21 protein-coding genes and 4 tRNA genes are annotated in these 24,032 nt (G+C 45.6%); 20 read left to right on the forward strand and 5 right to left on the reverse strand.

Features of this window, described 5'->3' with window-relative positions; all coding sequences use genetic code 11:
- The first annotated feature begins 100 nt into the window (after positions 1-100).
- Entirely contained in the window at positions 101-2,305 is a 2,205-nt protein-coding gene (locus tag CLV93_RS12900; RefSeq protein WP_106542616.1) for a S9 family peptidase, read from the forward strand.
- Between the two features lie 36 nt (positions 2,306-2,341).
- Here CLV93_RS12900 and CLV93_RS12905 read toward each other — a convergent pair whose 3' ends face one another.
- Positions 2,342-2,776 (reverse strand): NifB/NifX family molybdenum-iron cluster-binding protein, encoded by a 435-nt coding sequence (locus CLV93_RS12905; RefSeq protein ID WP_106542617.1) that lies wholly within the window; start codon positions 2,774-2,776, stop codon positions 2,342-2,344.
- 305 nt (positions 2,777-3,081) lie between these two features.
- On the opposite strand from CLV93_RS12905, the gene CLV93_RS12910 reads away from it, so the two are divergent.
- The 12 genes from CLV93_RS12910 to CLV93_RS20265 all read left to right on the forward strand — a co-directional run bounded on the left by CLV93_RS12910 (position 3,082) and on the right by CLV93_RS20265 (position 12,995).
- Positions 3,082-3,165 (forward strand) — tRNA-Leu (locus tag CLV93_RS12910).
- A 27-nt stretch (positions 3,166-3,192) separates the two neighbouring features.
- Positions 3,193-3,276, forward strand: a tRNA-Leu gene (locus CLV93_RS12915).
- A gap of 109 nt (positions 3,277-3,385) precedes the next feature.
- Positions 3,386-3,721 carry a hypothetical protein gene (locus tag CLV93_RS12920; protein WP_106542618.1) on the forward strand — a complete coding sequence of 112 codons (336 nt, stop codon included), beginning with the start codon at positions 3,386-3,388 and terminating at the stop codon, positions 3,719-3,721.
- Positions 3,722-3,805: 84 nt separating this feature from the next.
- Positions 3,806-3,890: transfer RNA gene (locus CLV93_RS12925), tRNA-Leu, on the forward strand.
- 70 nt (positions 3,891-3,960) lie between these two features.
- Positions 3,961-4,045, forward strand: a tRNA-Leu gene (locus CLV93_RS12930).
- Positions 4,046-4,270: 225 nt separating this feature from the next.
- Positions 4,271-5,827 (forward strand): S41 family peptidase, encoded by a 1,557-nt coding sequence (locus CLV93_RS12935; protein WP_106542619.1) that lies wholly within the window; start codon positions 4,271-4,273, stop codon positions 5,825-5,827.
- Between the two features lie 409 nt (positions 5,828-6,236).
- Positions 6,237-6,650, forward strand: a complete 414-nt coding sequence (locus CLV93_RS12940) for an OsmC family protein (RefSeq protein ID WP_106542620.1) — start codon at positions 6,237-6,239, stop codon at positions 6,648-6,650.
- A gap of 336 nt (positions 6,651-6,986) precedes the next feature.
- Positions 6,987-9,851: a TIM-barrel domain-containing protein gene (locus CLV93_RS12945; RefSeq protein WP_106542621.1), complete on the forward strand. Its 2,865-nt coding sequence runs from the start codon at positions 6,987-6,989 to the stop codon at positions 9,849-9,851.
- 78 nt (positions 9,852-9,929) lie between these two features.
- Positions 9,930-10,568, forward strand: a complete 639-nt coding sequence (locus CLV93_RS12950; RefSeq protein ID WP_170108937.1) for a DUF459 domain-containing protein — start codon at positions 9,930-9,932, stop codon at positions 10,566-10,568.
- Between the two features lie 237 nt (positions 10,569-10,805).
- A complete protein-coding gene (locus tag CLV93_RS12955) occupies positions 10,806-11,891 on the forward strand; it encodes a 5-aminoimidazole-4-carboxamide ribonucleotide transformylase (RefSeq protein WP_246187254.1) in 1,086 nt (361 codons plus the stop codon).
- A gap of 363 nt (positions 11,892-12,254) precedes the next feature.
- Entirely contained in the window at positions 12,255-12,734 is a 480-nt protein-coding gene (locus tag CLV93_RS12965) for a hypothetical protein (RefSeq protein WP_106542625.1), read from the forward strand.
- A gap of 123 nt (positions 12,735-12,857) precedes the next feature.
- A complete protein-coding gene (locus tag CLV93_RS20265; protein WP_153637055.1) occupies positions 12,858-12,995 on the forward strand; it encodes a hypothetical protein in 138 nt (45 codons plus the stop codon).
- A 66-nt stretch (positions 12,996-13,061) separates the two neighbouring features.
- Here CLV93_RS20265 and CLV93_RS20270 read toward each other — a convergent pair whose 3' ends face one another.
- Positions 13,062-13,238, reverse strand: a complete 177-nt coding sequence (locus tag CLV93_RS20270) for a hypothetical protein (protein ID WP_153637054.1) — start codon at positions 13,236-13,238, stop codon at positions 13,062-13,064.
- 83 nt (positions 13,239-13,321) lie between these two features.
- Here CLV93_RS20270 and CLV93_RS12970 point away from each other — a divergent pair, with 83 nt between their 5' ends.
- From CLV93_RS12970 to CLV93_RS13000, 7 genes are all read left to right on the forward strand, one after another.
- Positions 13,322-14,275, forward strand: a complete 954-nt coding sequence (locus tag CLV93_RS12970) for a sensor histidine kinase (RefSeq protein WP_106542626.1) — start codon at positions 13,322-13,324, stop codon at positions 14,273-14,275.
- A complete protein-coding gene (locus CLV93_RS12975; RefSeq protein ID WP_174821592.1) occupies positions 14,272-14,913 on the forward strand; it encodes a response regulator in 642 nt (213 codons plus the stop codon). Before CLV93_RS12970 ends, CLV93_RS12975 begins: the two co-directional genes overlap by 4 nt.
- A gap of 98 nt (positions 14,914-15,011) precedes the next feature.
- The gene (locus CLV93_RS12980; protein ID WP_106542627.1) at positions 15,012-16,331 is read left to right on the forward strand and encodes an alginate export family protein; all 1,320 of its coding nucleotides are present in this window, start codon (positions 15,012-15,014) and stop codon (positions 16,329-16,331) included.
- Positions 16,332-16,333: 2 nt separating this feature from the next.
- Entirely contained in the window at positions 16,334-17,278 is a 945-nt protein-coding gene (locus CLV93_RS12985; RefSeq protein ID WP_106542628.1) for a PstS family phosphate ABC transporter substrate-binding protein, read from the forward strand.
- A gap of 57 nt (positions 17,279-17,335) precedes the next feature.
- Positions 17,336-18,223, forward strand: a complete 888-nt coding sequence (gene pstC / locus CLV93_RS12990; RefSeq protein WP_246187253.1) for a phosphate ABC transporter permease subunit PstC — start codon at positions 17,336-17,338, stop codon at positions 18,221-18,223.
- Positions 18,220-19,074, forward strand: coding sequence for a phosphate ABC transporter permease PstA (gene pstA, locus CLV93_RS12995; RefSeq protein WP_106542630.1), 855 nt, complete (start codon positions 18,220-18,222; stop codon positions 19,072-19,074). The genes pstC and pstA overlap by 4 nt, the downstream gene beginning before the upstream one ends.
- Positions 19,075-19,081: 7 nt before the next feature.
- The gene (locus CLV93_RS13000) at positions 19,082-19,897 is read left to right on the forward strand and encodes a phosphate ABC transporter ATP-binding protein (protein WP_246187252.1); all 816 of its coding nucleotides are present in this window, start codon (positions 19,082-19,084) and stop codon (positions 19,895-19,897) included.
- A gap of 113 nt (positions 19,898-20,010) precedes the next feature.
- Here CLV93_RS13000 and CLV93_RS13005 read toward each other — a convergent pair whose 3' ends face one another.
- Genes CLV93_RS13005 through CLV93_RS13015 form a run of 3 tightly spaced genes read right to left on the reverse strand, consistent with a single transcriptional unit; the run spans position 20,011 to position 24,010 of the window.
- Complete coding sequence (locus CLV93_RS13005; RefSeq protein WP_106542631.1) at positions 20,011-20,373, reverse strand: hypothetical protein; 363 nt, start codon at positions 20,371-20,373, stop codon at positions 20,011-20,013.
- A gap of 18 nt (positions 20,374-20,391) precedes the next feature.
- Positions 20,392-21,003: a thioredoxin domain-containing protein gene (locus tag CLV93_RS13010; RefSeq protein WP_211297836.1), complete on the reverse strand. Its 612-nt coding sequence runs from the start codon at positions 21,001-21,003 to the stop codon at positions 20,392-20,394.
- A 16-nt stretch (positions 21,004-21,019) separates the two neighbouring features.
- Positions 21,020-24,010, reverse strand: coding sequence for an AsmA family protein (locus CLV93_RS13015; RefSeq protein WP_106542633.1), 2,991 nt, complete (start codon positions 24,008-24,010; stop codon positions 21,020-21,022).
- Between the last annotated feature and the right edge of the window lie 22 nt (positions 24,011-24,032).

Here is a 24,032-nt window from a genome sequence, read left to right on the forward strand (position 1 = left end):
TATCTTTGGTGGTTAATTTATTTCGGGCACCTTTTTAAGGTCCGGAAATTTCGGAAGCTGAAATAAGTAAACAGATATAATTTCATTAATCCAAAACATTATGCAGAAGCGGAAGAGTTTATTTTTTCTGGTATTATTGATGGTTTTCTTTGTCCCGCACGTTCAGGCGCAGAAGATTACGCTGGCCGATGTGGTGGCAAAAGGAACTTTCCGTCCCAAAACTGTTGAAGGATTGCGTTCAATGAAGGATGGCCTTCATTACACAACGCTTGAGAAAGGTGGAACGGAAATCGTGAAGTATAGTTATAAGACGGGCAAAAAAGTCGCGACTGTTTTGTCGGTGGCCGATTTGAAGATCGATTCCCTGAAACAAATTACCGATTACGAGTTCAGTTCCGATGAATCGCGCGTTTTGCTGATGACCGATAAGCATAAAATTTACCGGCGCTCGTTCACTGCCCAATACTACGTGTACAATTTCACCACGAAGGAAGTGACTCCGCTCTCGACAAAAGGTCGCCAGCAGCTGGCAACATTTTCGCCCAACGGCGAGCGGGTTGCCTTCGTGCGCGATAATAACCTGTTTGTCAAGAGTCTCCGTTTTGGAACTGAACGGAAGATTACTTTCGACGGAGAGCGAAATCATATTATCAACGGTGCACCGGATTGGGTGTATGAAGAGGAGTTCGAGTTTAACAAGGCATTTGCCTGGTCGCCCGACAGCAAGAAGCTGGCGTTTATGAAATTCAACGAAGAGGCCGTTCCGACCTATAGTTTCCCGATGTACAAAGGTGAAGATCCGACGCTGATGAAGAACCGTTTGTATCCGTCGAACTATACCTACAAATATCCGGTGGCCGGAGAACCGAATTCTACGGTTACGGTGCACGTGTATGATATCAAATCGCGGACAACGCTCGATGTTGATTTGGGAGAAGAAACCGACCAATACATTCCGCGCATTCGCTGGATACCCAATGGCAATGAATTGGCCGTCTTCCGGGAAAACCGGTTGCAAAACAAACTGGATATTCTGTTCGCGAACCCGTTTACCGGCGATACCCGTAAGGTTTACACCGAAGAAAATAAGCGCTACATCGAAACCGATTTTCTGGACAACCTGAAGTTCCTTCCGGACAACAAACACTTTGTGATTACCAGCGAGCAAGACGGTTACAACCACCTTTACCTGTATGATTTTAGCGGCATCAAAGTCAAGCGGCTGACTGATGGCGATTATGATGTGACCAAATTCTACGGTTATGACCCCGACAGGAAGTTGTTCTATTACCAGGCTGCAGCAGAGTCTCCACTTCGCCGCGAAGTATATGCTGTTAGTCTCGACAAAAAGAAAAAGTACAAACTTTCGAAAAAGGAAGGAACCAACGACGCTGCTTTCAGTAACGGCTTCAAATATTACATCAACTATTTCACCAATGTGAGCACACCGATGTACGTTACGCTTCACGATTATCGTGGAAAGCTCATCAGGGTACTGGAAGACAATGCTGCATTGAAGCAGAAGTTGGCCGACTACCAGATTCCTCAGAAAGAATTCTTCAGTTTCAAAAACTCTGAAGGGGTAGAGCTGAATGGTTGGATGATTAAGCCGCTGAACTTCGATCCGAATAAGAAATACCCGGTAGTGATGACACAATACAGTGGTCCAAATTCGCAGGAGGTGCTCGACAAATTCAGTGTCGACTGGTATTCATTCCTTGCACAGGACGGTTATGTCGTGGCATGTGTCGATCCGCGCGGAACCGGTGCAAGGGGAGAAGATTTCCGGAAATGCACCTACATGGAATTAGGTAAACTGGAATCGGATGACCAGGTGGATGCGGCCAAATATTTGGGCTCTTTGCCTTATACCGATAAAAACAATATTGCCATCTGGGGATGGAGTTACGGTGGTTTCATGTCTGCGCTTTCGCTGGAAAAAGGAGCCGGCATTTTCAAAGCAGCTATTGCCGTAGCACCGGTTACCAACTGGCGCTATTACGACTCGATTTATACAGAACGCTACATGCGGACGCCAAAGCAGAATCCGAGTGGATACGATGACAACTCACCGTTGAACCACACAGCTGAAATCAAAGGTAAACTGTTGTTGGTCCATGGTTCAGCTGATGATAATGTGCATTTGCAAAATTCGATGGAATTTGCCGAAGCAATGGTTCAGGCCGGCGTGCAGTTCCAGATGATGATTTACAATAACCGAAATCACAGTATTTACGGTGGAAACACCCGAATGCATCTCTACACGATGTTTACTGATTTCCTGAATAACAACCTGAAGAAATAAATGAAGAACCCCGGATAACTTCCGGGGTTCTTCATTTTAATGCTGGCAAAAACGGTCGATGTGCGGCAAATCGTTTTGAATGAATTTTTGCACAGCTGCATCAATATTGTTCTCGTCAGTAATAATAACCTCCACATTGCGGGCGGTGAAGTCTTGATAGAGATGCTGTCCCATTCCTCCTGAAAGAACTGCTTCCACATCGTTTAATGCTCTGAAAATACCTTCGTGCGAGTGGCCGTGGTGATGCTCATGATCGTGCGAGTGATGATGTTCCTCAACATGATGGTGTTCATGTTGAATTTGTGAAGTATCCAGGCTGAAATGTTCCTTCGCGTGTCCTGTGAAATTGTTGTCACGGATTTCTTCTTTTACTACCTGGTTGTTCTCTATCTCGACGATTTTAAATTTTCTGGTTTTACCAAAATGGCGCGAAATGGTGGCGCCATCCATGGTTGGTACTGCAATTTTCATAATATTCAGTTATTTTAATTTCTTGTGAAACATAGTTGTCAATCAAAAAGATTGAAATGAACAAATGTTCATAAAAGATTCCGATATTTCCAAATAAACGGTTCGTTTTTTAAACAGAGGAGATGGAGAAAAATTGGTTGGAGAAGTAAGTTTTTGGCCTTCTGCAAGAAAGACAGAATGCATAGGAAAATGGCTGCAAGCAGCACGAAAATTTTGGTTGAAAGGTTAGCAATAACTAAAAAATCATTTATATTTGCACCCGCAATTGCAGCTAACGCATTGCAACACGTTCTGAAAATATTAATGCCCAGGTGGTGAAATCGGTAGACACGCTAGTTTCAGGGACTAGTGACCGCAAGGTCGTGAAGGTTCGAGTCCTTTCCTGGGCACACAATAATTCAACTATTTAGGGATATGCCCAGGTGGTGAAATTGGTAGACACGCTAGTTTCAGGGACTAGTGGCCGCAAGGCCGTGAAGGTTCGAGTCCTTTCCTGGGCACTTTAAAGCCGGTAATTTTACCGGCTTTTTTTGTTTTCGGCCTTTTCTTGTGAAATCCGCAGTACTTCGTAAATTTACCGTTCAACGCATAGTGAGAAAAACATTCTTGATGAAGCATATTTTAATACTGGTTGTACTTAGTTTGGTCATGCTGACAGGCTGTAGCATGCAGGGAAAACTAACGAGGGCTTATGAAGGGAAGAAGTGGGAACAGGTACAGTTGTCTGAAGGAAGGCCTACCCGCGTAGAAAATCGTGCCAACGGCGAAAAGGTAATGGTTTACGTCCGTGAAAAGAACCTTGGGAAGGCCCGCATCAACACCGGAAGTTTTCAGTATGATGAGTTTGCGAGTCCGCCGGCAACCAAAACCGAGACGACTCGATTTTATGTTTCAAAGGATGGTATCGTAAAACGGGTCGAATTCGAACGGGATTACGAGCGCTAGCAGGCGAAAAAGTTGCAAAAAAGGGGAGGCAAACATGTCCATGTTTTCCAAAAATTTTTACATTTGCAACCGCTATTGAAAAATGCCCGGATGGTGAAATTGGTAGACACGCCAGCTTGAGGGGCTGGTGCCGGTTTTCGGCGTGCAAGTTCGAGTCTTGTTCCGGGCACACCGCATTTTTTGAAGCAAAAGTTCTTCATCACTTTCGAATATTTCAACAAAACGAAAGTGTACATTCTGCCCAGATGGTGAAATTGGTAGACACGCCAGCTTGAGGGGCTGGTGCCGGTTTTCGGCGTGCAAGTTCGAGTCTTGTTCTGGGCACACAACACCTGATAGAGAAAAGCACTCAGACCTCCGGGTTTGGGTGCTTTTGTTGTTTTTATGATATATCAATTCCATTCTCGTAGGCCAACGCGTACCTCTTCGATTTAGCACTAGTGAGTATTAATAGGCTAAAAGTGATAAAAATCTGCTTTTAGTTTAAAATAACAATTGGTAACTTCCGCATCAATTCAAACATTTTCTTAGCCGATCCAAACCAGAAAGATGAAAAAAGTTGTATCTATTTCATTAATTGCTACCCTAATTCTCTACTTATTTCTGCTTCCCCGGTATCTTCTTATCGATGATGTTGTCGCTTTGTATATATTTCCTGTTGTGTTGTTTGGGGGAATCTCAACCATTATTTACGGGGTCAAACGGATATTCAAACAGGTTAGTTATGGGAGGCGAATCCAGAGGTCTTTAGTCGTGGCATGTGCCTTTCAGTTGCTGATGGCCGGCCTTGTCTCATGGTCGCTAACGCCCCGCTATTTTGCCCGGGAGAAAGTGGTGGCTGACATTGATTATGCAGTTCGGGTAATGGAAGATGTTCACCCGAATTTATACGCGACTATCAGCAAAAAAGAATTTGATGCAGCAACTGATTCCCTAAAGCGGACGTTACCAGTGAAAGTGTCGCATGTCGAGGCCTATAAAATCCTCCGGAAGGTATTTGCACAAATTAGAGACGGACATACAGGGGCCGGCTGGAATTTTTCCTATAATCCCTTTTCAATCCTGTTTCGAAAAACGCTTCCTTATCGGTTGGCCGTAGAAGGTAACCGGCTGTTTGTGGTTCAGAATAATTTCTATCGAAAAAACATTCCAATAGGTTCGGAAATACTTAAAATAAATGGCCATCCTGCTGATCAGTGCATTCGGCAAATAAGTAAACTGATCAGTTACGAAAACACTCCTTTCCGCAACGACTTGCTTAGTTCGCCAGGGTTATGGGCTCTTTGGAATAATTTTCACGATTTCGAAATCACGTACAAGCCAGTTGGTTCAGACATTCCCCGAACCATCCGGACTTCAGGAGGTCTGATATCGAATTTGATGGCCCTACGAAAAAATATAGGGACCGATTATACCTTTCGTGTCTTACCAGGCAATATCGGACTTATCAATTTCAACCATTTTAGACATCCGGAAAAATTCAAAGTGTTTTTGGATTCTACTTTCCGGTCCATCAGGGACAAAAATGTAACGGATTTAATCATAGATATCCGGAGAAACGGAGGCGGAAATTCCATGCTGGGAAACGAACTGATGCAGTATATTTCCCCGAATAGTTTTCGAATGACTGACTCTATTCAGATAAAAATCAGCAACGAGGTGATGGAGCGAAACCAACTTGCCTGGATCGACACCGCCCAATATAAGCCGGGGATGGTCTACCACTATCGCGACACGTCCAACATCAAACTGCGTCAAAATCCGCTTCGATTCAGCGGGAACACGTACTTGCTGATTGGCGGGAAAACCTATTCCAGTGCTACCCTTTTTACCTCTGCCTTTCAGTGTTTTCATGCCGGTAAAATTATCGGAACCGAGACAGGAGGCTTAACCGTTTGCTATGGCGATGTATATACGTTTTTACTTCCTAATACGAAATACAATATGCGCGTTTCGTATAAGAAATTCTTCAATGCCGGGGGGATAGACAATGGGCGGGGAATCATCCCCGACTATGTCGTCGGCAATTCGTTTGAGGATGACAGAAGAGGTATTGACCGGGTGATGGAATATACAGTTCAATTGATTGAGCAGCGTCGGAATTAGTGGGCGTTCACAGACAATAGATGAAAGCCCGGAAATAACACCTTTCTGCATTTCTGGAAGAAAATTACCGTTTTGCACATCATTTGCTATGGTTCTTTGTTGAGTAGAGTAAAGGGACAGAAGCCAAAATTTAAAACTGTGAACGTAACGTCGTTACACTAACGATGGAACAGACGGGACTTATCACAGTGGATGCACCATTGTTTCGAGCAGATGAATTAAGCCGGAGATGAGTCCGGCTGCACTTAGCACACGATTACTTTTTCATGTCCTTTTAAGATGTTTCTGGAAAAGGTAGTTGTTTTGGCTTGCTATCTGTTCTCACAATCATCACCTTTTTACACTTTATGTGCTGAGATACATCTTGGTTTGTCCCATCAAAAAATTAAAAACAAAAAACATACACATTATGAAACGTAAAGCAACTGCCGTTTGGAACGGTACCATTAAAGAAGGAAAAGGAACGTTAACGACGAAAAGCGCAACACTCGAAAAGACCCCTTATTCATTTAACAGCCGGTTTGCAGACGGCAAGGGTACGAATCCCGAAGAACTGTTGGCAGCTGCACATGCTGGTTGTTTCACGATGAAGCTGAGTGGTGATTTAGCTGAAGCCGGGTATACTCCGGACCAGCTGGATACCGAATCGACGGTAACGATCGAGGATGGTGTCATCACTCTGTCGGCGCTGGTGTTACGGGCCAAAGTGCCGGGTATTAGTGAAGACGAATTCCAAAAGATTGCCAAAGGTGCAGAGGAAAATTGTCCGGTAAGTAAGGCACTCAGTTTTGAAATTACACTGGACGCACAGTTGGTCGGGTAAGCAGAATTAAAGCCTTACGAAAAAGCGGTGCCGTTTGAAGGTCACCGCTTTTTTTAGACGTGAATGTTGCTATCTGCTCTTTTCTGGGGAGAGCGCTCCGGTTTAAAGCGAATGTCAGGAAAGCCATCGCTGGCATTTTCGTTGAGATAATATATGTGTAAGAGTTATTGTGTTGGTTGATAATTTAATAGGATGTAGGTCGTATGTTTCACGCATGGTAGAAAAATTGCCTGTTTAAATAGTTTCTCCACCTATTGAAAACATTTGTACTCCCTGTTTCTGCCTTTTTCTTGAGAATTTAGCTGGCCGAATATTCTTCTAAAAACCTAATTGACGATGAAAGGGAAAAACATATATCTAAGCCTGCTACTTGGACTTTTATTTGCTTCGTGTTCTTCTACACAATATCAAAAGTTGAATGATGGCATTTTGCTAAACTTGCACCAGAAAGGAAAAACGGCCACCCACAAGGTTCGTTTGCAGGTTTTGGGAGATGAGCTGTTTCACGTTTCCGCTACTCCGGATAAAAACTTTCCAAAGGATTCAAGCCTGATTATTTTTCCCGGCTTAAAGACCGTTCCTTTTACGGTGGAGGACGAGGGGGATTCCATCCGCCTGAGCACATCAAAATTGAATGTCATGATTTCCAAAGCAGATGGAGGAATCAAATTCAAGGATAAGGAAGGCAAGCTTATTTTGGCTGAAAAGAAGGGCGGAGGCAGAACCTTTACCCCGATTGACGTAGATGGAACAAAAGGCTACACCATCCGGCAACTGTTTGATTCACCGGCTGACGAAGCTTTTTATGGCCTGGGACAACATCAGTCGGACGAGTTTAATTACAAAGGAAAAAGCGAGCAACTGTTTCAGTACAATACGAAGGTTTCGGTGCCTTTTATCGTTTCCAACAAGAATTATGGATTGTTGTGGGACAGCTATTCACTGAGCCGGTTTGGTGACAGTCGTGCATACCAGCAGCTGAACCGGGCTTTTAAGTTATACGATGAAAATGGAAAGCCGGGCGGATTGACCGGAACCTATGTTTCGTTGACTAAAGCCAGACCCAACCTGGTGCGCACCGAAGATTCACTTTACTTCGAGGACATAAAAACCGTCAAGAATTTGCCGGAGAATTTCCCTTTAAAAAATGCCCATGTAACCTATACCGGGGAAATTGAAGCACCACACAGTGGAACATACCGCCTCATATTATATTATGCAGGGTATGTGAAAGTATATGTAGATAACAAGTTAGTGGTGCCGGAGCGTTGGCGCACAGCATGGAACCCCAACAGTTACAAATTCACAGTCAAGCTGGATGCAGGAAAACGGGTTCCTATTCGTGTCGACTGGAAACCTGACGGAGGAAAGTCTTATTGTGGGTTACAGGTGGAAACCCCACTGCCAAAAGATGAGCAAAACAGCCAGGTTTGGTGGAGCGAAATGAACAAGAAAATGGATTACTATTTTGTATATGGCAAATCCATGGACGAAGTCATCAAAGGATACCGCACACTAACCGGAAAGTCACAAATTATGCCAAAGTGGGCGATGGGCTTCTGGCAAAGTCGCGAACGATATAAAACCCAAAATCAAATAGTCAGTACCCTGAAAGAATTCAGGAAGCTTAAATTTCCAATCGACAACATTGTACTCGACTGGTTTTACTGGCCGGAGACAAAATGGGGAAGTCACCAATTTGATAAGAACCGTTTTCCGGATCCGAAGGCGATGGTCGACTCCATTCATGCAATGAATGCCCATATGATGATCTCCGTATGGCCCAAGTTTTATGCGACAACCCAACATTTCAAGGAATTCGAGAAGCATGGTTGGATGTACATGCAGGCTGTAAAAGATAGCATTCGTGACTGGGTTGGCCCCGGTTATGTAGGTTCATTTTATGATGCTTATTCAGCAGGAGCCCGGAAATTGTTCTGGAAACAGATGTACGACAATCTGTACCCGTTGGGAATTGATGCCTGGTGGATGGATGCCAGTGAACCGAACATCCTTGACTGCACCGATATGAAGTACCGGAAAGAGTTGTGCGGCCCGACGGCTTTGGGACCTTCCACAGAGTATTTCAATGCATATGCGTTGATGAATGCCGAGGCGATTTATAACGGGCAACGCGGGGTGGCTCCCAACAAACGTGTTTTCCTGTTAACCCGTTCGGGATTTGCCGGACTGCAACATTATTCCACGGCCACCTGGAGCGGTGATATCGCTACCCGCTGGGAGGATATGAAAGCACAAATTGCAGCCGGAATGAATTTCTCCATCAGTGGTATTCCGTACTGGACAATGGACATCGGCGGTTTCTGCGTAGAAGACCGGTATGTCAAAGGGCAGATGGTTTACAACCGAACAGGCAAAGTAGATGCTGATTACAAAGAATGGCGGGAGCTGAATACCCGTTGGTACCAGTTCGGTGCTTTTGCTCCTTTATACCGGGCTCACGGGCAATACCCTTATCGGGAACCCTGGAACATTGCTCCCAAAGGTACGCCTACCTACAACTCCATTTTATATTACACTCAATTGCGCTACCGGTTGATGCCTTACATCTATACCCTGGCCGGAATGACCTGGTTCGATGATTACACCATCATGCGACCGTTGGTGATGGATTTTCCGGGTGACAAAAACGTTGAAGACATTGGTGACCAGTATATGTTCGGGCCGGCTTTTATGGTTTGTCCTGTTTATACTTACCAGGCACGCAATCGCAAGGTTTATTTTCCCAAAGGCACCAACTGGTACAATTTCTATACAGGAAAAATGATTCAGGGCGGGCAGTCTTTGACCGTGAATGCTCCGTACAACCGTATGCCATTGTTTGTACACGAAGGGTCCATCATTCCGGTCGGACCAGCACTTCAATACAGCAATGAGAAGCTGCCGAAAAAGATTGTCTTGTATGTTTATCGCGGGCAGAACGGACAGTTTACACTTTACGAAGATGAAGGCGTAAATTATGACTATGAAAAAGGCGCGTACTCGAACATTCCGTTCAGTTACAACGAGGCCAAAGGGACATTGATCATTGGCGAACGAAAAGGTCAATTCAAGGGAATGCTGAAGGAGCGAACATTTGTCATTGTCCCGGTAGGTAAAGAAAAGCCAAAAGCTTTTGACCCGGATGTTAAGGGAATAGAAGTAAACTACGACGGACACGAGCAAACCATCCAATTGTAGCAGGCGTCCGGATCCTGAGGAAGAATGCTGTTTCTTTCTCAGTCGGTATCGAAACGAAAATTTAAAAGTCTTGATAGAATGAAGAAATTGATAGGGTTGAGTGTTATCGGATTCCTGGTGGTGATGTCTTCATGTACCAAAAACGTAACCCGGGTAGTCTGTGTAGGCGATAGCATTACGGAAGGTTATGGACTGGCGGTTCAAAGTAAAACAGGATATCCGGTGGTACTCGACAGCATTCTTGGTCCCGGATATACAGTATTGAATTCGGGGCGAAGTGCTACTACTTTGCGGAAGAAGGGAGACTTCCCGTACTGGATTTGCAAGGAGTTCTCAAATGATTTTGCATTTAAACCCAACATCATGGTTATTATGCTGGGAACTAATGACACGAAACCCTATAATTGGAATGCCGGTCGGTACGAAAAGGATTACCAGGCTTTGATCGATACATTCAGAACGATACCGACCCATCCACAGATTTATTTATGCCTGCCGGTTCCCGTGTTTAAAACCAAGTGGGGAATCAACGATTCAACCCTTGTGAATGGAGTGATTCCTATTGTTAAAAAGCTGGCCAAAACCAACCGTCTGCCGGTGATCGACCTTTACCACGACATGTTGAATCAGGGGGCGAACTTCACTGATAGTATTCACCCGAACGAACACGCAGCCAAAGTGATGGCCGGATTCATTGCAAAAGAGATTGAAAAGTAAAATTCCAAATTTACTTGTTGCGCAGAGGCCTGGAGAAATTTCATGTTTCTTCGGGCCTCTCTGTTAAGTCTCGGGGTCCTGCGAAACAGAAGAAATTGTTAAAGATGAATAACAGCTCGTGACAAAATCCGGTGAAATCAAATAAACCAATAACTTTGTGAGCCATCCGACGCTATGCAGGCAAACTGTTGTAGCAGCCTGAGAAATATACTGCAAAACGAATTAAAAAACGGCACCATGAAGTTGAAGTACGGAATGAATCCTTACCAGGATTATGCGGAAGTTATCGATCAGTCAAACGCACTAAGCTTATTGAATGGAAATCCAAGTGTCATCAATGTGTTGGATGCCTTGAATTCCTGGCAACTGGTGAAAGAAGTCAGCCAGACACTGAATGTTGAGTGCAGCACTTCTTTTAAGCATGTAACGCCCTCCGGTGTGGCTATCTTTAAAGATTTAAGTGACAACGAGAAAAAAGCGTACCTGATAAAGAAACCTTTATCGAACCTGGCTGCGGCTTATGCACGGGCAAGAGGAACCGACCGGTTAGCTTCGTTTGGCGATTTTATTGCTTTGAGTCATTGTGTCGATAAAGAAACAGCGCAATTGGTCAAATCAGAAGTCTCCGATGGACTTATTGCACCGGAATTCACGGATGAAGCGCTGGAAATTCTGCGTTCGAAAAAGAAAGGCAATTATGTGATCTTCCAGATAGACAAAGATTTTGAACCCAACGAAATAGAGTCACGGGAGATATTTGGAATCACCATCAAACAAAAGCGAAATAATCTAAAAATCAACGACGAGCAACTTTCCAACATAGTAACCGAAAATAAGGACATTCCCTCGGATATTCTTTCCGATTTAAAACTCGGAATGCTGACGTTAAAATATACGCAGTCGAATTCGATTTGTGTAGTATCGAACGGTCATGTCATTGGTATCGGTTCCGGACAGCAGTCCAGAATTCTCTGTTCAGGACTGGCATTAACGAAAGCGAATGTCTGGTACCAGAAGAGTAAAATTGATTATTCGTTTTTAGAGCAATTTGAAAACAAGAAACGAACGGATCTGGACCAATTGATTGAGCAGGAGAGGCAAGAGCGATTTGGAGATAAAATCCTGTTGAACGAACTGCCAAACACCTGTTTGCTTTCCGATGGATTCTTCCCGCAAAAAGACAATATCGAACTGGCTCACCAGTATGGAATAAAATACATTGCCACGCCCATGGGCTCCATCCGGGATGAGGAAATCATTGAGACAGCCAACAAATACGGCATAACCATTATCAATACCGGGGTAAGATTGTTTCATCATTAATGACTGAAGAACGACAAGTCCGCTTATAAAATACAATAATTAAACTTACAGAGACGGGGTGCATTTTATAATGTCAACCCCGTTTTTTATTTTCCGAACTGCCCCGGATAATTTTCCTGCCATACAATGCATCGCGTTAATGGTCCGATGTTCCGGAGAATTTGAAGGCTACGTTTCTGGCTAAAGAAAAAGCTCCAACGGGAATTAATCCTGTTAAATACCGGTTTTAACACAACTCTTTCGTCCCCTCTGCTGTTATCAAGAACAAGTATAAATAGCCAAGACCATTTTTCTTCAGTATCCTGAAAGACCCCGTATTTTTCAAAAACTATCATAACGATAGGAACATTTAAAAACAGAGTTATGACAAGAAGAAAGATTTTGATTTCGTTGATGGCTGTATCATTGGGTTTCTTTTTTTTGATAAATGTTGCGAACGCCCAGGTGGTCAGTAAGACAAAAATGGCAGGAAAGGTCTCTGTGACAATGAAGGTTTTACCGGCTGAAACTTTCGAAGGTGCCGGTGCCGAAATGAAATGGGATGGTGGTGCCAGTGCGGTAACGATGAATAGTGCGCCAAAACCCAATCACCACTTGGTTGCCTTTCTAAAAGAAGGCGGAAAACCCGTTGAAAACGCTTCGGTTATGATTAGTTATCGCGAGCTTTCTCCTGAGAAAAGTGATTGGACTTCATTACCGGTATGTCGCATGCATGTGGCCGGAAAAGGGATGGATACCGCGCATTTTGGTAATAACCTGTGGCTGGCCAAGGGCGAGTACGAAGCCCGTGTAACCGTCAATAAAAATCCGGCGGTGACATTCCATTTCGAGTTAACAAAATAAAGTTCTAATGTATTCGAGCCGGGGACGTAATTAAACTCCGGCTCAATTTTTTTCATCGCTGTCGCATGGTTTCTTTCCTGTGGTTAAAAAATAGCTGAATGACCACACGAAAGGATTCACGCGATGGCGATTGTTATGTCCGGGCCAAGATCCGGTTTGGACACCACTCGCTATGCAATTCACAAGCCTTGTCCCGATAGCTATCGTGGATTTGGATACTTTTTCGTCAAGGCAAAAGTACAGGAAGAAGTATTCGAATAAAAGAATTTAACCCCATAAAAAGCCCCTGAAAACTCGTTCCAGGGGCTGAATAAGGACAGTGATATCCTAACGCGGAGCGAAGGTGGCTTTTTCCAGCGCCTCTTTCATTTCCTTACCGGGACGGAAGCAGATATCCATTCCTTCCTTCCGGTTGGGTGAAAGCCTTGTTTGATGAACGCCAACAGAGCTTATCCCCCTGGCATTTGCTTTATGGTGGCATATCGAGTCGACACGCATCTTCATTGGAAAATATGTTTTTACTGGTAAAAGAGGAAGTAAAGCGGAAGGATTAGTAAGACAGATATTGATTAGCTTTACTAAAAAAAATGTTGCTCAAGGTTGCCCTCTTGTTGTCGATGATGATTCAAATCGGTGCTGCTGTTATCGCCATCGGTTTGATTCGCCGTACTCGGTATAACGTATCCTGGATATTAATTTCAGCGGGATTCGTTTTAATGGCCCTTCGGCGATTGTTTGATTTCTCGACCCTTTTCTGGGAAAATCACCTGTTTTCCGGAGCCGATGTGAACAGTTGGATGGGAATTCTGATATCGTTGCTAATGTTTATCGGAGTCATATTCATTAGGCAAATATTCAATCTTCAGCAGCGGATTGATGAACTACGAAAAGTGAGCGAAATGAGGGTGTTGTCGGCGGTTATCGAGGGAGAGGAAAGGGCCCGGCAGAATTTTGCGCGCGACCTGCATGACGGTTTAGGGCCGTTGTTATCCTCTATTAAAATGACAGCCAGCGCCATTGATACAACGAAGCTGGATGAAGCAAACCGGCGGATTGTGGAACGTACCTGCCAGACTTCGGATGATGCCATTGTTTCGCTGAAGGAAATATCCAATCATCTGAGTCCGCACCTGCTGAAGAATTATGGTTTGACAAAGGCCCTGGAGACTTTTGCAGCCGGCCTGATGGAGGGAACTTCCATTGAGTTTGTGATGGATTCGGAAATTCGGGAAAAACGGTATTCCTATAAAATTGAAATTACCCTTTACCGGATTGTATCGGAGTTACTGAACAACAGTCTGAAACATGCTGACCCCGGCAGGATAACGCTTAAAATTCAGGAAGAAGGTGGTAAATTGTCCTTGTCTTACCAGGACGATGGAATCGGGTATGATCCTAAAGAGTTAGCCACTGAGCCGGATTCGGATAAAATGGGACTCGACAATATCGGTTCACGCATAAAATCGCTTAACGGTGAAATGGATATTCACTCTCTTCCCGGAGAGGGATTTAACCTGACACTTCAAATACCTGTGAAATGAAAAAACTGAATATATACCTGGTTGATGATCATGCTTTGTTTCGTGAGGGACTACGCTTTTTGTTGTCGGATATGGGGGCGGTCGATACGATATATGAAGCAGAGAATGGCGAGCAGTTTATTCGTATGTTGCCGGAGCATCCGGCGGGTTTGGTGTTGCTGGATATTGAAATGCCGGAGATGGGAGGAATTGAGGCGGCGCAAAAGGCATTGGCCATTCAACCGGATTTGAAGATCATTGCATTGTCGATGTATTCGGATGAGAATTACTATTTGAGCATGATTGATGCCGGGGCCCAGGGATTCCTGCTGAAGAATTCGAGCTTTGATGAAGTGAAGCGGGCCATCACCGAGGTAGCCGCTGGAAAGACGTATTTTTCAGCCGAGATATTAAAGTCCATCTTGCAAAGCATGAAAAGCAGGAAGGATGAATCGAAAGACAATGAACTGACCGAGCGGGAAGCAGAGATTCTTTGTCAGATTTGCAATGGATTGTCGAATAATGAGATTGGCGAATTGCTGTCCATCAGTAAGCGAACGGTGGATAAACACAGGGAAAATTTACTGCAGAAAACACAGTCTCGGAATACAGCCAACCTGGTCATTTACGCGATCAGGCATGGTTATTACAATGTGTAAATACGTATAAAGACGTAGTATCTCAAATACGTATTTGTACTGTTTCAGTAGTACAGAGGGCACGGTAATTTTAACATCGATTACCAAACCCGCAAAGCATGTACAGGAATAGTAACGCCGGTGGTTTGAAAAATATCAGCCGGTTATCTGTCAAAAGTTCCCTTCTCTTTTCTATCATTTTATTTACCAAATCTTTTGCATGGGGCCAATTGCAGGTAGATGCACAGTACCGGAACCGTTTTGAAGTGAGAGATGGTTACCGGCAGCTGACGTCTGACGGAATGACCCCGGCGGTTTTTATTTCGCAACGAACCCGGCTGTCGGTTCACTATGAAACTGACGGTTTAAAAGTGACGTTCACCCCCCAGGATGTCCGCGTTTGGGGTGATGAACAACTTGCCAGCTCCACCGGCGTATATGGCGATGCGGCTTCGCTCGATCTGTTCGAAGCTTTTGTTGAGGTTCGAACCGGAAACGCCGGTTGGCTTTCCATCGGTCGTCAGCCATTGGTTTACGACAACCAGCGCATTCTAGGCGCCCGTAACTGGAACCAGAACGGACTGGCCTACGACGCCCTGGTTTGGAAATGGCAATCGGAAGACTGGAGCGTTCATCTTGGAACGAGCTGGAATTCAACGGGCGAAAATATCTCTGAAAATTATTATCCTTCCGACCGAATAAAATCATTGAGTTTTCTCTGGCTGCAACGTATTGTGTCAAAAGATTGGCAGATCTCGTTTTCTCATGTGGCTTCCGGAGTGACTAGGTCGGATGCAGATAATCACCTTTACTTCCGGCAGACAACCGGTGTTTATTCAATCTGGCAAAAGGAGGATTGGCAGGCCCGGGGCAATCTTTATTACCAATTCGGAAAGAATCGGACCGGAACGAACGTAAGCGCTTTGTTGTTGGATGCCGAAGTTACTTACCGAACAGGACGACTGGAGCCAGGTGTTGGGCTAAGCTATTTGTCAGGAAACAGCCAAACCGGGAGCGGACAAAAGACAGATCACCTGTTTGATGTTTTGTATGGAGCCCGACACCGTTTTTTCGGAGGGATGGACTATTACAGGAGTTTCACCACACAAACGCAGCAGGCGGGATTGGTCGATTATCATTTCTTCATCAATGGCAAACTTGCAGCCAAAACAAGCCTGACCAATACCTTTCACTATTTTCAACTGGCCCAAACCAATCAGGACACTCCAACGAACAAGAACCTGGGGTATGAAAACGATCTGGTAATAAAACATCAACTGACTGGATGGGGTGTTTTGGAAGGAGGATACCTGTTTTACTGTCCTTCTCAATCGCTGAAGACCCTGCAGGGAATTTCGACTGGCCGGTTTTCACAATTCTTTTACCTGCAACTGACCCTTACTCCGACACTTTTTCGAAACCAACAATCCAATATATAAGCATGATGAAAGCAGAAAAACTGAGTGTACTACTGGTTGTAATTGTTTTGCTGTCGGCTTGTTCTTCCGGTAGGAAAAAAGAGCAAACGATTAGCTTGTCAGGTGCTTTTGCCCTGTACCCGCTGGTGGTTAAATGGAGCGAAGAATACCAGAATGAGCATCCCGGTATCCGGTTTAATATCTCGGCCGGAGGTGCCGGCAAAGGGATGGCTGATGCTCTTTCAGAAACGGTCGATTTGGGTATGTTTTCACGGGCGATTTCGCCGGAGGAGAAAGCAAAAGGTGTTTGGTGGGTCGCGGTGACCAAGGATGCTGTAATTCCTACCGTGAATGTTGCGAACCCTGTTTGGCCGGTTATTCAAAAGCGGGGGCTGACCCATGATGAACTTCGCCGGATTTATGTAACCGGCGAAATTATCCGCTGGAATCAATTGCCCGGCATTTCCATCGATGAAGCCATTAATGTCTACACTCGTTCCGATGCCTGTGGTGCGGCCGGTACCTGGGCGGCTTACCTGGGCGGCCGTCAGGAGGACCTGAAAGGAATCGGTGTGTTTGGCGATCCGGGTCTGGCGGATGCCGTGGTGAAAGATGAAAAAGGGGTAGGGTACAACAATACCATCTACCTGTACAATGTGAAAACGGGGCGTAAGAACCCCGGTATTGAGGTTATTCCCATCGATGTGAACGGGAATGGGACAATCGATGCCAATGAAAATTTCTACGATACGTTCAATCAGGTTTTGGAGGCTATTGGAAATGGAGCGTATCCTTCGCCGCCGGCGAGAGACCTGTACCTGGTAGCGAAGGGCAAACCTCAAAAGCAGGCGACGCTCGACTTTTTGAAATGGATTGTGACCAAAGGACAGGTTTTCGTATCGGAAGCCGGTTATGTGCCATTGCCGAAAGAAGTACTGGATGAACAGGTGACAAAACTTCAACAGTAAACTCCGGATTTGGGGAAGGGACAAGGAAAGTATGGGTGAATCAAGAGAAAGAATGCCATGAACAGGATCAGACGAATTAGCGATTTATTGGTCAATATATGGATGCGTGCCGGGCTCTATTTCCTGCTGGCGCTCCCTGTATTAATCGGCGTGGGGCTTTATTGGAAGGCAGCACCGATAATTGGCGGGCACTCTTTGAGGGATCTGTTATTTTCGCGGCAATGGTTCCCGATGAAAGGGGAATTCGGATTCATGCCCTTTATCTACAGTTCCGCTTATGTCACGGTTCTGGCGTTTATTCTCTCAGCCCCGTTATGCCTGTTTGCCGCCATCTATCTGACCCAGTTCGGGAAACATCGATTGTTACAGGTGATGCTGCCGGTAATTGATATTTTGGCGGGCATTCCTTCGGTGGTGTACGGAGTGTGGGGCGTGCTGGTGATTGTTCCCGCTGTCGCGGAATATGTGGCTCCTTTGTTCGGAGTAGCCAGTTCGGGTTATTCTCTTCTTTCAGGGGGAATCGTGCTGGCGGTGATGTGCATTCCGTATATGTTGAATATGCTCATCGAAGTATTTCAGACCATCCCGGTAGGAATGAAAGAGGCGTCATTGTCGCTGGGAGCAACGCACTGGGAGATGGTGAAGCATGTGATCATCAGGAAAGGGTTTCCGGGAATCCTCTCTGCATTTGGCCTTGGGATAGCTAAAGCTTTTGGTGAAACCATTGCTGTGTTGATGGTGGTAGGTAACACCCTCGATATTTCGGTTTCACCGTTTAGTCCGGGGTATCCGTTACCTGCATTAATTGCCAATAATTACGGAGAAATGATGTCTATCCCTGATTATGATTCGGCCTTGATGTTTGCCGCGCTACTGCTGTTTGTGATTATTCTGATCATTAACCTGTTTTTCAGGTATTTTATTCATCAAACGGAAAAGATATGAGAACGTGGAAAGTTTGGGAGCAACAGCTTGCCAGGGGAATTTCATTTCTGGCGGCTTACTCCGTAATCTTCATTCTGTTGTTTCTTCTCTTTGTGGTGTTTAGCAAAGGGCTCAAAGCACTTTCGTGGGAAACGATTTTTAGTTTGCCGAAAGGGGGATATTATTTCGGTGGCGAAGGAGGAATTCTGAATGCGATTGTTGGCTCATTTTATCTTTCGGTGGGGGCCACAATTCTGGCTGTGATTATTGGCGTGCCGGCGGCGCTGTTTATCAATGTGCAGCTTATCCGGCTAAAAAGGACGCAAAATACCATTCGTTACCTGCTCGATGCCTTATGGGGAATCCCTTCCATTGTTTACGGTGCTTTTGGTTTTACATTGATGCTGCTGTTGGGGTTGCATGCTTCGTTGCTTGCCGGAATTATCACCGTTGCCCTGCTGATAACGCCTATCCTGGTTCGGGCCTTCGACGAGGTACTGAAAACGATTCCGGTGGAATTACAAGAGGCCTCTTTTTCGTTGGGTTCTACCAAAACGGAAACAGCGCTGCGGGTCATCTTCAAACAGGGACTGGCCGGGTTTATCACGGCATTGCTGCTGGCTTTCGGCCGGGGAATTGGCGACGCTGCTTCGGTGCTCTTCACAGCTGGTTATACCGACAATATTCCGGTTACGCTCGATGAGCCGGTGGCGACATTGCCACTTTCCATCTTCTTTCAACTCAGTTCCCCGATTGAGGAGGTCAGGGAAAGGGCTTATGCTGCAGCGGTGGTGCTGACATTCTTTATCCTGCTGATTAGCGTTTCTGCCCGGTTTTTATCAAAACGGTATGCTAAGAACATCATCAAATAGAAAGGCCATGATTACTTATCCTGTTTTCAGTTATCAAAAAGCGAAAAGAATGGTCAACCACCAGGAGAAACAAACACCTATCATCGAGATAAAGGGACTAAATGTCAGGACCCGGGAAGGGGAAATATTAAAGAATATCAACTTGAAAATTCCCCGGAATAAAATCGTGGTACTATTAGGCCCCTCCGGTTGTGGGAAAACCACTTTACTGAAAAGCCTGAACCGGTTAACCGACTTACACAAGGAATTGCAAGTAAGTGGCGAGGTATTGATTGACGGAGTCGATATTCTGAAGGTTTCCCGCGACTTGCCGGCTATGCGACAAAAGATGGGCCTGCTTTCGCAACGACCGTTCCCATTGCCGGTTTCCATCTATCGGAATGTAGCTTACGGGTTAAAGCTGAAGGGAATTCGGAATAAGGATTTAATTGCACACAGCGTCGAAACCAACCTGAAACGTGTCGGATTGTGGGATGAGGTGAAGAACCGGCTCAACAGTCCGGCTAACAGCTTATCAATCGGGCAGCAGCAGCGTCTGTGCCTGGCAAGGGGACTGGCGGTCAAACCTGCCATCATTTTAGCCGATGAACCGACCTCGGCACTGGACCCGATTTCGACCAGGATTATCGAGAACCTGTTTAAGGAACTAAAAGAGCATTACACCATTATTTTGGTGACGCATGTACTTCGTCAGGCGGTTCGTTTAGCCGATCATGTGGTGTTTATGTACTACGGAGATATTATTGAGCAGGGCCATCCCGACGATATTTTAAAACATCCCAAAACCGAAGTATTAAAGAAGTATCTGGTTGATGGGAACTAGCTGATGACTAAATTCCTCAAAAAAGCTAATTATCAAGCTCGAACAAAAAATCCGAAAAGCAGACCACTCTGTCTTTCGGATTTCTCCATCTATCGTTTAGATAAATAAGTCGATTACTCGCACCCCGAAGCGCCACGGGCTTCTACCAACAGCTTTTCGGTGACGGCGGTTAGTTGTGCTTTCAGTTTGGCCAGGTCAGCGTCGTTTTGAATGCTCACGCTTTTGGTTGAAGAGACGCAGGCGCTGGTGATGATTTGGTCGAGGACACTGCTGCAGTCGGTACCGTTGCACTGGTATTTCGTGTTGTCGTAAGTCCAGTAACAGCTTTGGTCGGTACAGCAGGCGCTGGCGTCAATGGCTGTGTCGTCAGGACAGGTGGCACCGGGATTGCTGCAATACTCGTTTGAGTCCGAGGTGCTGCAGGCCGTGAAGGCCAGTGTTCCGAGCAGGGCAATGGTGAATAGTTTAGTTTTCATATGCTTGTTGATTTGGTATTACAATTGAAATTCTTTCTCCAGTATCTTTTTAAAATTTTCGTACGAATAGTACCCTTTGTAGGCCCGGTTGTTCATCACAAACGTAGGCGTCCCGGTTAATTTGTTGGCCCGGAACTCGCTCACGTTGCCCCGCAAATAGGCGTAGTTGTCGTTGTCCAGAATACACTCGGCAATCACCGGGTTGTGCTCCATGATGGTATCCAACAGGTCGTCGAACTTTGGGGTAAAGACAACAGCGGGATTAACGATCATCAACTCATGAAACTTATCGTATATGCCGTAACGACTTATGCAACTGGCGGCTTGCAACGCATTCAACATCTTCGGACGTTCGCCAAAATCGAGCCATTTCACCACCAGTTTTAATTTCCCCGTGTCCAGGTAGTTTTTCTTTAATTCCGGGTACGTCCGGGCGAAAAAATACCGGCAATAGGTACACTGGTAACTGGCATACATAAAAACGGTTGCCCGGGCATCTTTATTGCCAAAAACGACATCCTCCGGCTTTTCCGTTACGGTATTTTTCAGCGTCACCGGTTTGGGAGCTTTGCTGTTATGGCAGGCGGCGACCAGGAGCAAGCTCAAACCCAAAACCAGGTATCTTTTCACTATTTTGTTCATCCGTCTATTCATCTGTATGGTATGTCACCAGGGCCGGGTGAAACCGCATGTTCACCATTTGTTCCTGCAGGTTCACTTTGGCCACCATATTGGTTCGGTCTTTTCTGTTGTCTAAACCAGCCTTCTCTTTGCCATTCTCGTATTTCGAAACCAGGTAAATCGAAGTCCGTCCCTTCGTTATATCGTCCGGATCGTCTTCGAACCCGCTGTCATGGGCTTGTTTCCGTAGATGTGCCCTCGATTTACTGGAAAGCACTTCGCCCAGGAACATCCGGATATGATACGCGTAATCTCCGCCAAAACTATACATTCCTAAGAACATGGCATCGAATGACGAGCTACGGATTTCCGTTTTGGGAACATATAGTTTGTTTTTGAACAGGAAGATGCTGCTCTTCAGGGTACTAAAATAGAGTTGGTCCATATGCTTCAAACCAACGCCGGGAATCTTCTCGACTTCCATCACCGGCTTCACGTTCAGCAATGCCCCTTTTTGAATGGTCAGGTCACCTTTCAGCATAAGCGAATGGTAGACCGGTTCGAAGTTTTTATCCAACACAATCTCCCCATCCATTTGGGTCGAAATGATTCCTTTCACATGGTCGGAGGTGAAATCTTCAATCTGGATGTAGTTGTGAAGTCCGTCGGCCATTTGCGAAACATTCATCTGGTCGACGTTGGTCTTGAAGTACATATCCATTTCGCCCTCCGGATTCAATTCAATTTTTAGGGAAGTCAACGCTTTGCCGCTGTAGGCATCCATGGCCATGCTGTCGAGGACATAGTAGTTTTCCTTCACCAGGAATTTGGTGTCGACGTTGGTAAACAGGTTCGTGCCGTATTTCAACTGGTTGGCATGAAAGGTACCATTCACCTTGTAGGTAAACTTCATGGTGTCGGCATGCTGTTCCGGCTGCGCTGAAGATGCACTGAGGGAATCGCTCTTCAGGAAGCTGTCGATTAAAGCGTAATCGAGCGAATCGACGCTAAAATCTCCATGAACAGTTAATTCTTTTGGGGTATTTAGGATGGCCGCCGTATAAATATTCGAAACCGTTGTGGCTTGTGCACCGAAATGCAAGCCCAGGTATTTCCCGTTTAGTTGACCAATCCTCAGGGTGTCGTCTTTATAGTTCAAATTTCCCGACAGGTTTTGAACACACATCAATGAATCGGGCATATCGACGGTCACATTTCCGAGGGCCAGTGAAAAGTGGCTGCGGTTAAAAAGCACATCATTCAACTGGCTGGTGATGGAATCGAGATTGATTTTGGCTGCCGATTGAATGTCTGCAGAAACCGTTCCGGATAGCCCATTGGCCAGTGAATCGGGCAACATCGAATACACTTCGGCCAGGTTCAGCCTGAGTTTTCCGTCGAGGGAATAATCAGGTGTCGTCGGATTCTTCAGGGTGCCTTGCAGTTGAACATCGCTGCTGTCTGTTTGCAAATGCAATTGATGAATGGCCAGTTGTAGACTGTCGGGTTGGGTGAACTCACCTGTAATATCTGAATTCAGGTCCAGGTATTTCAAGTTTAGGTGGTAAGCAGGAACCTGTGCCGACAAGCTGTCCAGCCTCAGATTTCCCGGTTGATAGCGAAGCCGGCCGGTCAGATTTCGAACCGACAGCAGGCTGTCAACCGCTACATTGAGTTTGGAAGCTGTTAAATCAAGTGTGGTGTTGGCCGCAACCGAGTTGATAAACGGGGCGGTTATCGAATCGGGCAATGTGCCGTGGCTTGAAAGACTGGCCCGAACATTTCCGTCAATTCCCTGAACGATCGAGTCCGGTATAAAAGGTTTCCAGTCGCTCATAGCAAGGTTCAGCTTCGAGTGGAAAGAATAGGACAGGCACTCCAGGTTTTCAACCGTACCCGTGAGACTGGCTGCGCTGTTGGCCGCCCGGAAGCTGAGAGAATGGATGTTCAGCCGGGTTGTCCGGTTATTGTTTGACGATCCGTTGGTTACATTCGCATTCAACGCAATGTTGTTTATCTCCGGGTATTCGCCGTACTGCACCCGCCCGTTGTAAAGCTGGAGGGTGGCATCGACATGCGGCAGCTGGACGGAATCGGTTAGGTTGCCGGTGACATGGGCATCCAAATTGAGTTTCCCTTCCGGGGACTGTATACCATAATCTTTCAGATATTGGGACGGTACATATTGTGTTAAGCCGGCGATGTTCACATTCCGGGCCTGAACAGACAGGTCGGCCATCAGGCTTTTGCTGATGTTGATATAGCCTTTCAACGCCATTTGCGCGTTATCATCCACATCGATGTCGGCCTGCTGAACAGCCAGCGTGTCATCCTGGTAGTTCATGTTGAATTGGATGGATGCGCTCTTCATTCGCTCTAGCCGGGTTTCCGGAGCATAACATTGCGTCAGGTGCGCTTGTCCTGTAATCTGCCCTGAATATTGCTGGTTGTCAATCAATCCTGATAAATTCAATTCATCTACCAGCAGGTTACCCCCGGCTTTCAGATGGTTGTCCCGGTAATGGCACCTCACATTTTGAAGTTGAAGAGTTTCAACATTCAGGTAAATAGAATTAGAAGATGTGTCGATCGTTTCTGTTTGAGTGGTGTCTATCAGAAAATCATAATTGCTTTTCCCGATACTATCCACCCGGTAGAATGCATCAGCGTTTTGTATTTCCACCTTCTTCACTTCGAAAATACCTTTCAACAAAGGTTTTACTTCGAACGAAACATACAGGTTTCCAGCATTGAGCAAAGTATCCCGGGAGTTTTCCAGTGTATCGGGGGAGCTAATCAACAGGTTTTTGCACTCGAGGGTAGCTAACGGAAATCGTTGAATCAGGGAGAACTGAATATCTCCGACCTGAATGGGGATATCGGTCGTTTTACTTACCTGATCCAAGGCCAATCTAACGATTCGATTCTGGGCCAAACCAGCTATAACAACCAGCAGGATGACGAACAGAAAAATCGAAATAAGCGTATATAGAAAAATCTTACCAGCCTTTTTCATATCGGGGCGAGGTTAGGTGGAT

Source organism: Prolixibacter denitrificans, from assembly GCF_003014495.1.
Taxonomy (GTDB): domain Bacteria; phylum Bacteroidota; class Bacteroidia; order Bacteroidales; family Prolixibacteraceae; genus Prolixibacter; species Prolixibacter denitrificans.

Excerpts from the sequence above, each read along its gene's own strand:
- CLV93_RS12970 (WP_106542626.1), top strand. The coding sequence starts at position 13,322 with ATGTTGCTCAAGGTTGCCCTCTTGTTGTCGATGATGATTCAAATCGGT.
- CLV93_RS12905 (WP_106542617.1), bottom strand. The coding sequence starts at position 2,776 with ATGAAAATTGCAGTACCAACCATGGATGGCGCCACCATTTCGCGCCAT.
- CLV93_RS12940 (WP_106542620.1), top strand. The coding sequence starts at position 6,237 with ATGAAACGTAAAGCAACTGCCGTTTGGAACGGTACCATTAAAGAAGGA.
- CLV93_RS12950 (WP_170108937.1), top strand. The coding sequence starts at position 9,930 with ATGAAGAAATTGATAGGGTTGAGTGTTATCGGATTCCTGGTGGTGATG.
- CLV93_RS13000 (WP_246187252.1), top strand. The coding sequence starts at position 19,082 with ATGATTACTTATCCTGTTTTCAGTTATCAAAAAGCGAAAAGAATGGTC.
- CLV93_RS12975 (WP_174821592.1), top strand. The coding sequence starts at position 14,272 with ATGAAAAAACTGAATATATACCTGGTTGATGATCATGCTTTGTTTCGT.
- CLV93_RS12900 (WP_106542616.1), top strand. The coding sequence starts at position 101 with ATGCAGAAGCGGAAGAGTTTATTTTTTCTGGTATTATTGATGGTTTTC.
- CLV93_RS12935 (WP_106542619.1), top strand. The coding sequence starts at position 4,271 with ATGAAAAAAGTTGTATCTATTTCATTAATTGCTACCCTAATTCTCTAC.
- pstA (WP_106542630.1), top strand. The coding sequence starts at position 18,220 with ATGAGAACGTGGAAAGTTTGGGAGCAACAGCTTGCCAGGGGAATTTCA.
- CLV93_RS12955 (WP_246187254.1), top strand. The coding sequence starts at position 10,806 with ATGAAGTTGAAGTACGGAATGAATCCTTACCAGGATTATGCGGAAGTT.
- CLV93_RS13015 (WP_106542633.1), bottom strand. The coding sequence starts at position 24,010 with ATGAAAAAGGCTGGTAAGATTTTTCTATATACGCTTATTTCGATTTTT.
- CLV93_RS12980 (WP_106542627.1), top strand. The coding sequence starts at position 15,012 with ATGTACAGGAATAGTAACGCCGGTGGTTTGAAAAATATCAGCCGGTTA.
- CLV93_RS12920 (WP_106542618.1), top strand. The coding sequence starts at position 3,386 with ATGAAGCATATTTTAATACTGGTTGTACTTAGTTTGGTCATGCTGACA.
- CLV93_RS12985 (WP_106542628.1), top strand. The coding sequence starts at position 16,334 with ATGATGAAAGCAGAAAAACTGAGTGTACTACTGGTTGTAATTGTTTTG.
- CLV93_RS13005 (WP_106542631.1), bottom strand. The coding sequence starts at position 20,373 with ATGAAAACTAAACTATTCACCATTGCCCTGCTCGGAACACTGGCCTTC.
- CLV93_RS20270 (WP_153637054.1), bottom strand. The coding sequence starts at position 13,238 with ATGAAGATGCGTGTCGACTCGATATGCCACCATAAAGCAAATGCCAGG.
- CLV93_RS12945 (WP_106542621.1), top strand. The coding sequence starts at position 6,987 with ATGAAAGGGAAAAACATATATCTAAGCCTGCTACTTGGACTTTTATTT.
- CLV93_RS12965 (WP_106542625.1), top strand. The coding sequence starts at position 12,255 with ATGACAAGAAGAAAGATTTTGATTTCGTTGATGGCTGTATCATTGGGT.
- CLV93_RS20265 (WP_153637055.1), top strand. The coding sequence starts at position 12,858 with ATGGCGATTGTTATGTCCGGGCCAAGATCCGGTTTGGACACCACTCGC.
- pstC (WP_246187253.1), top strand. The coding sequence starts at position 17,336 with ATGAACAGGATCAGACGAATTAGCGATTTATTGGTCAATATATGGATG.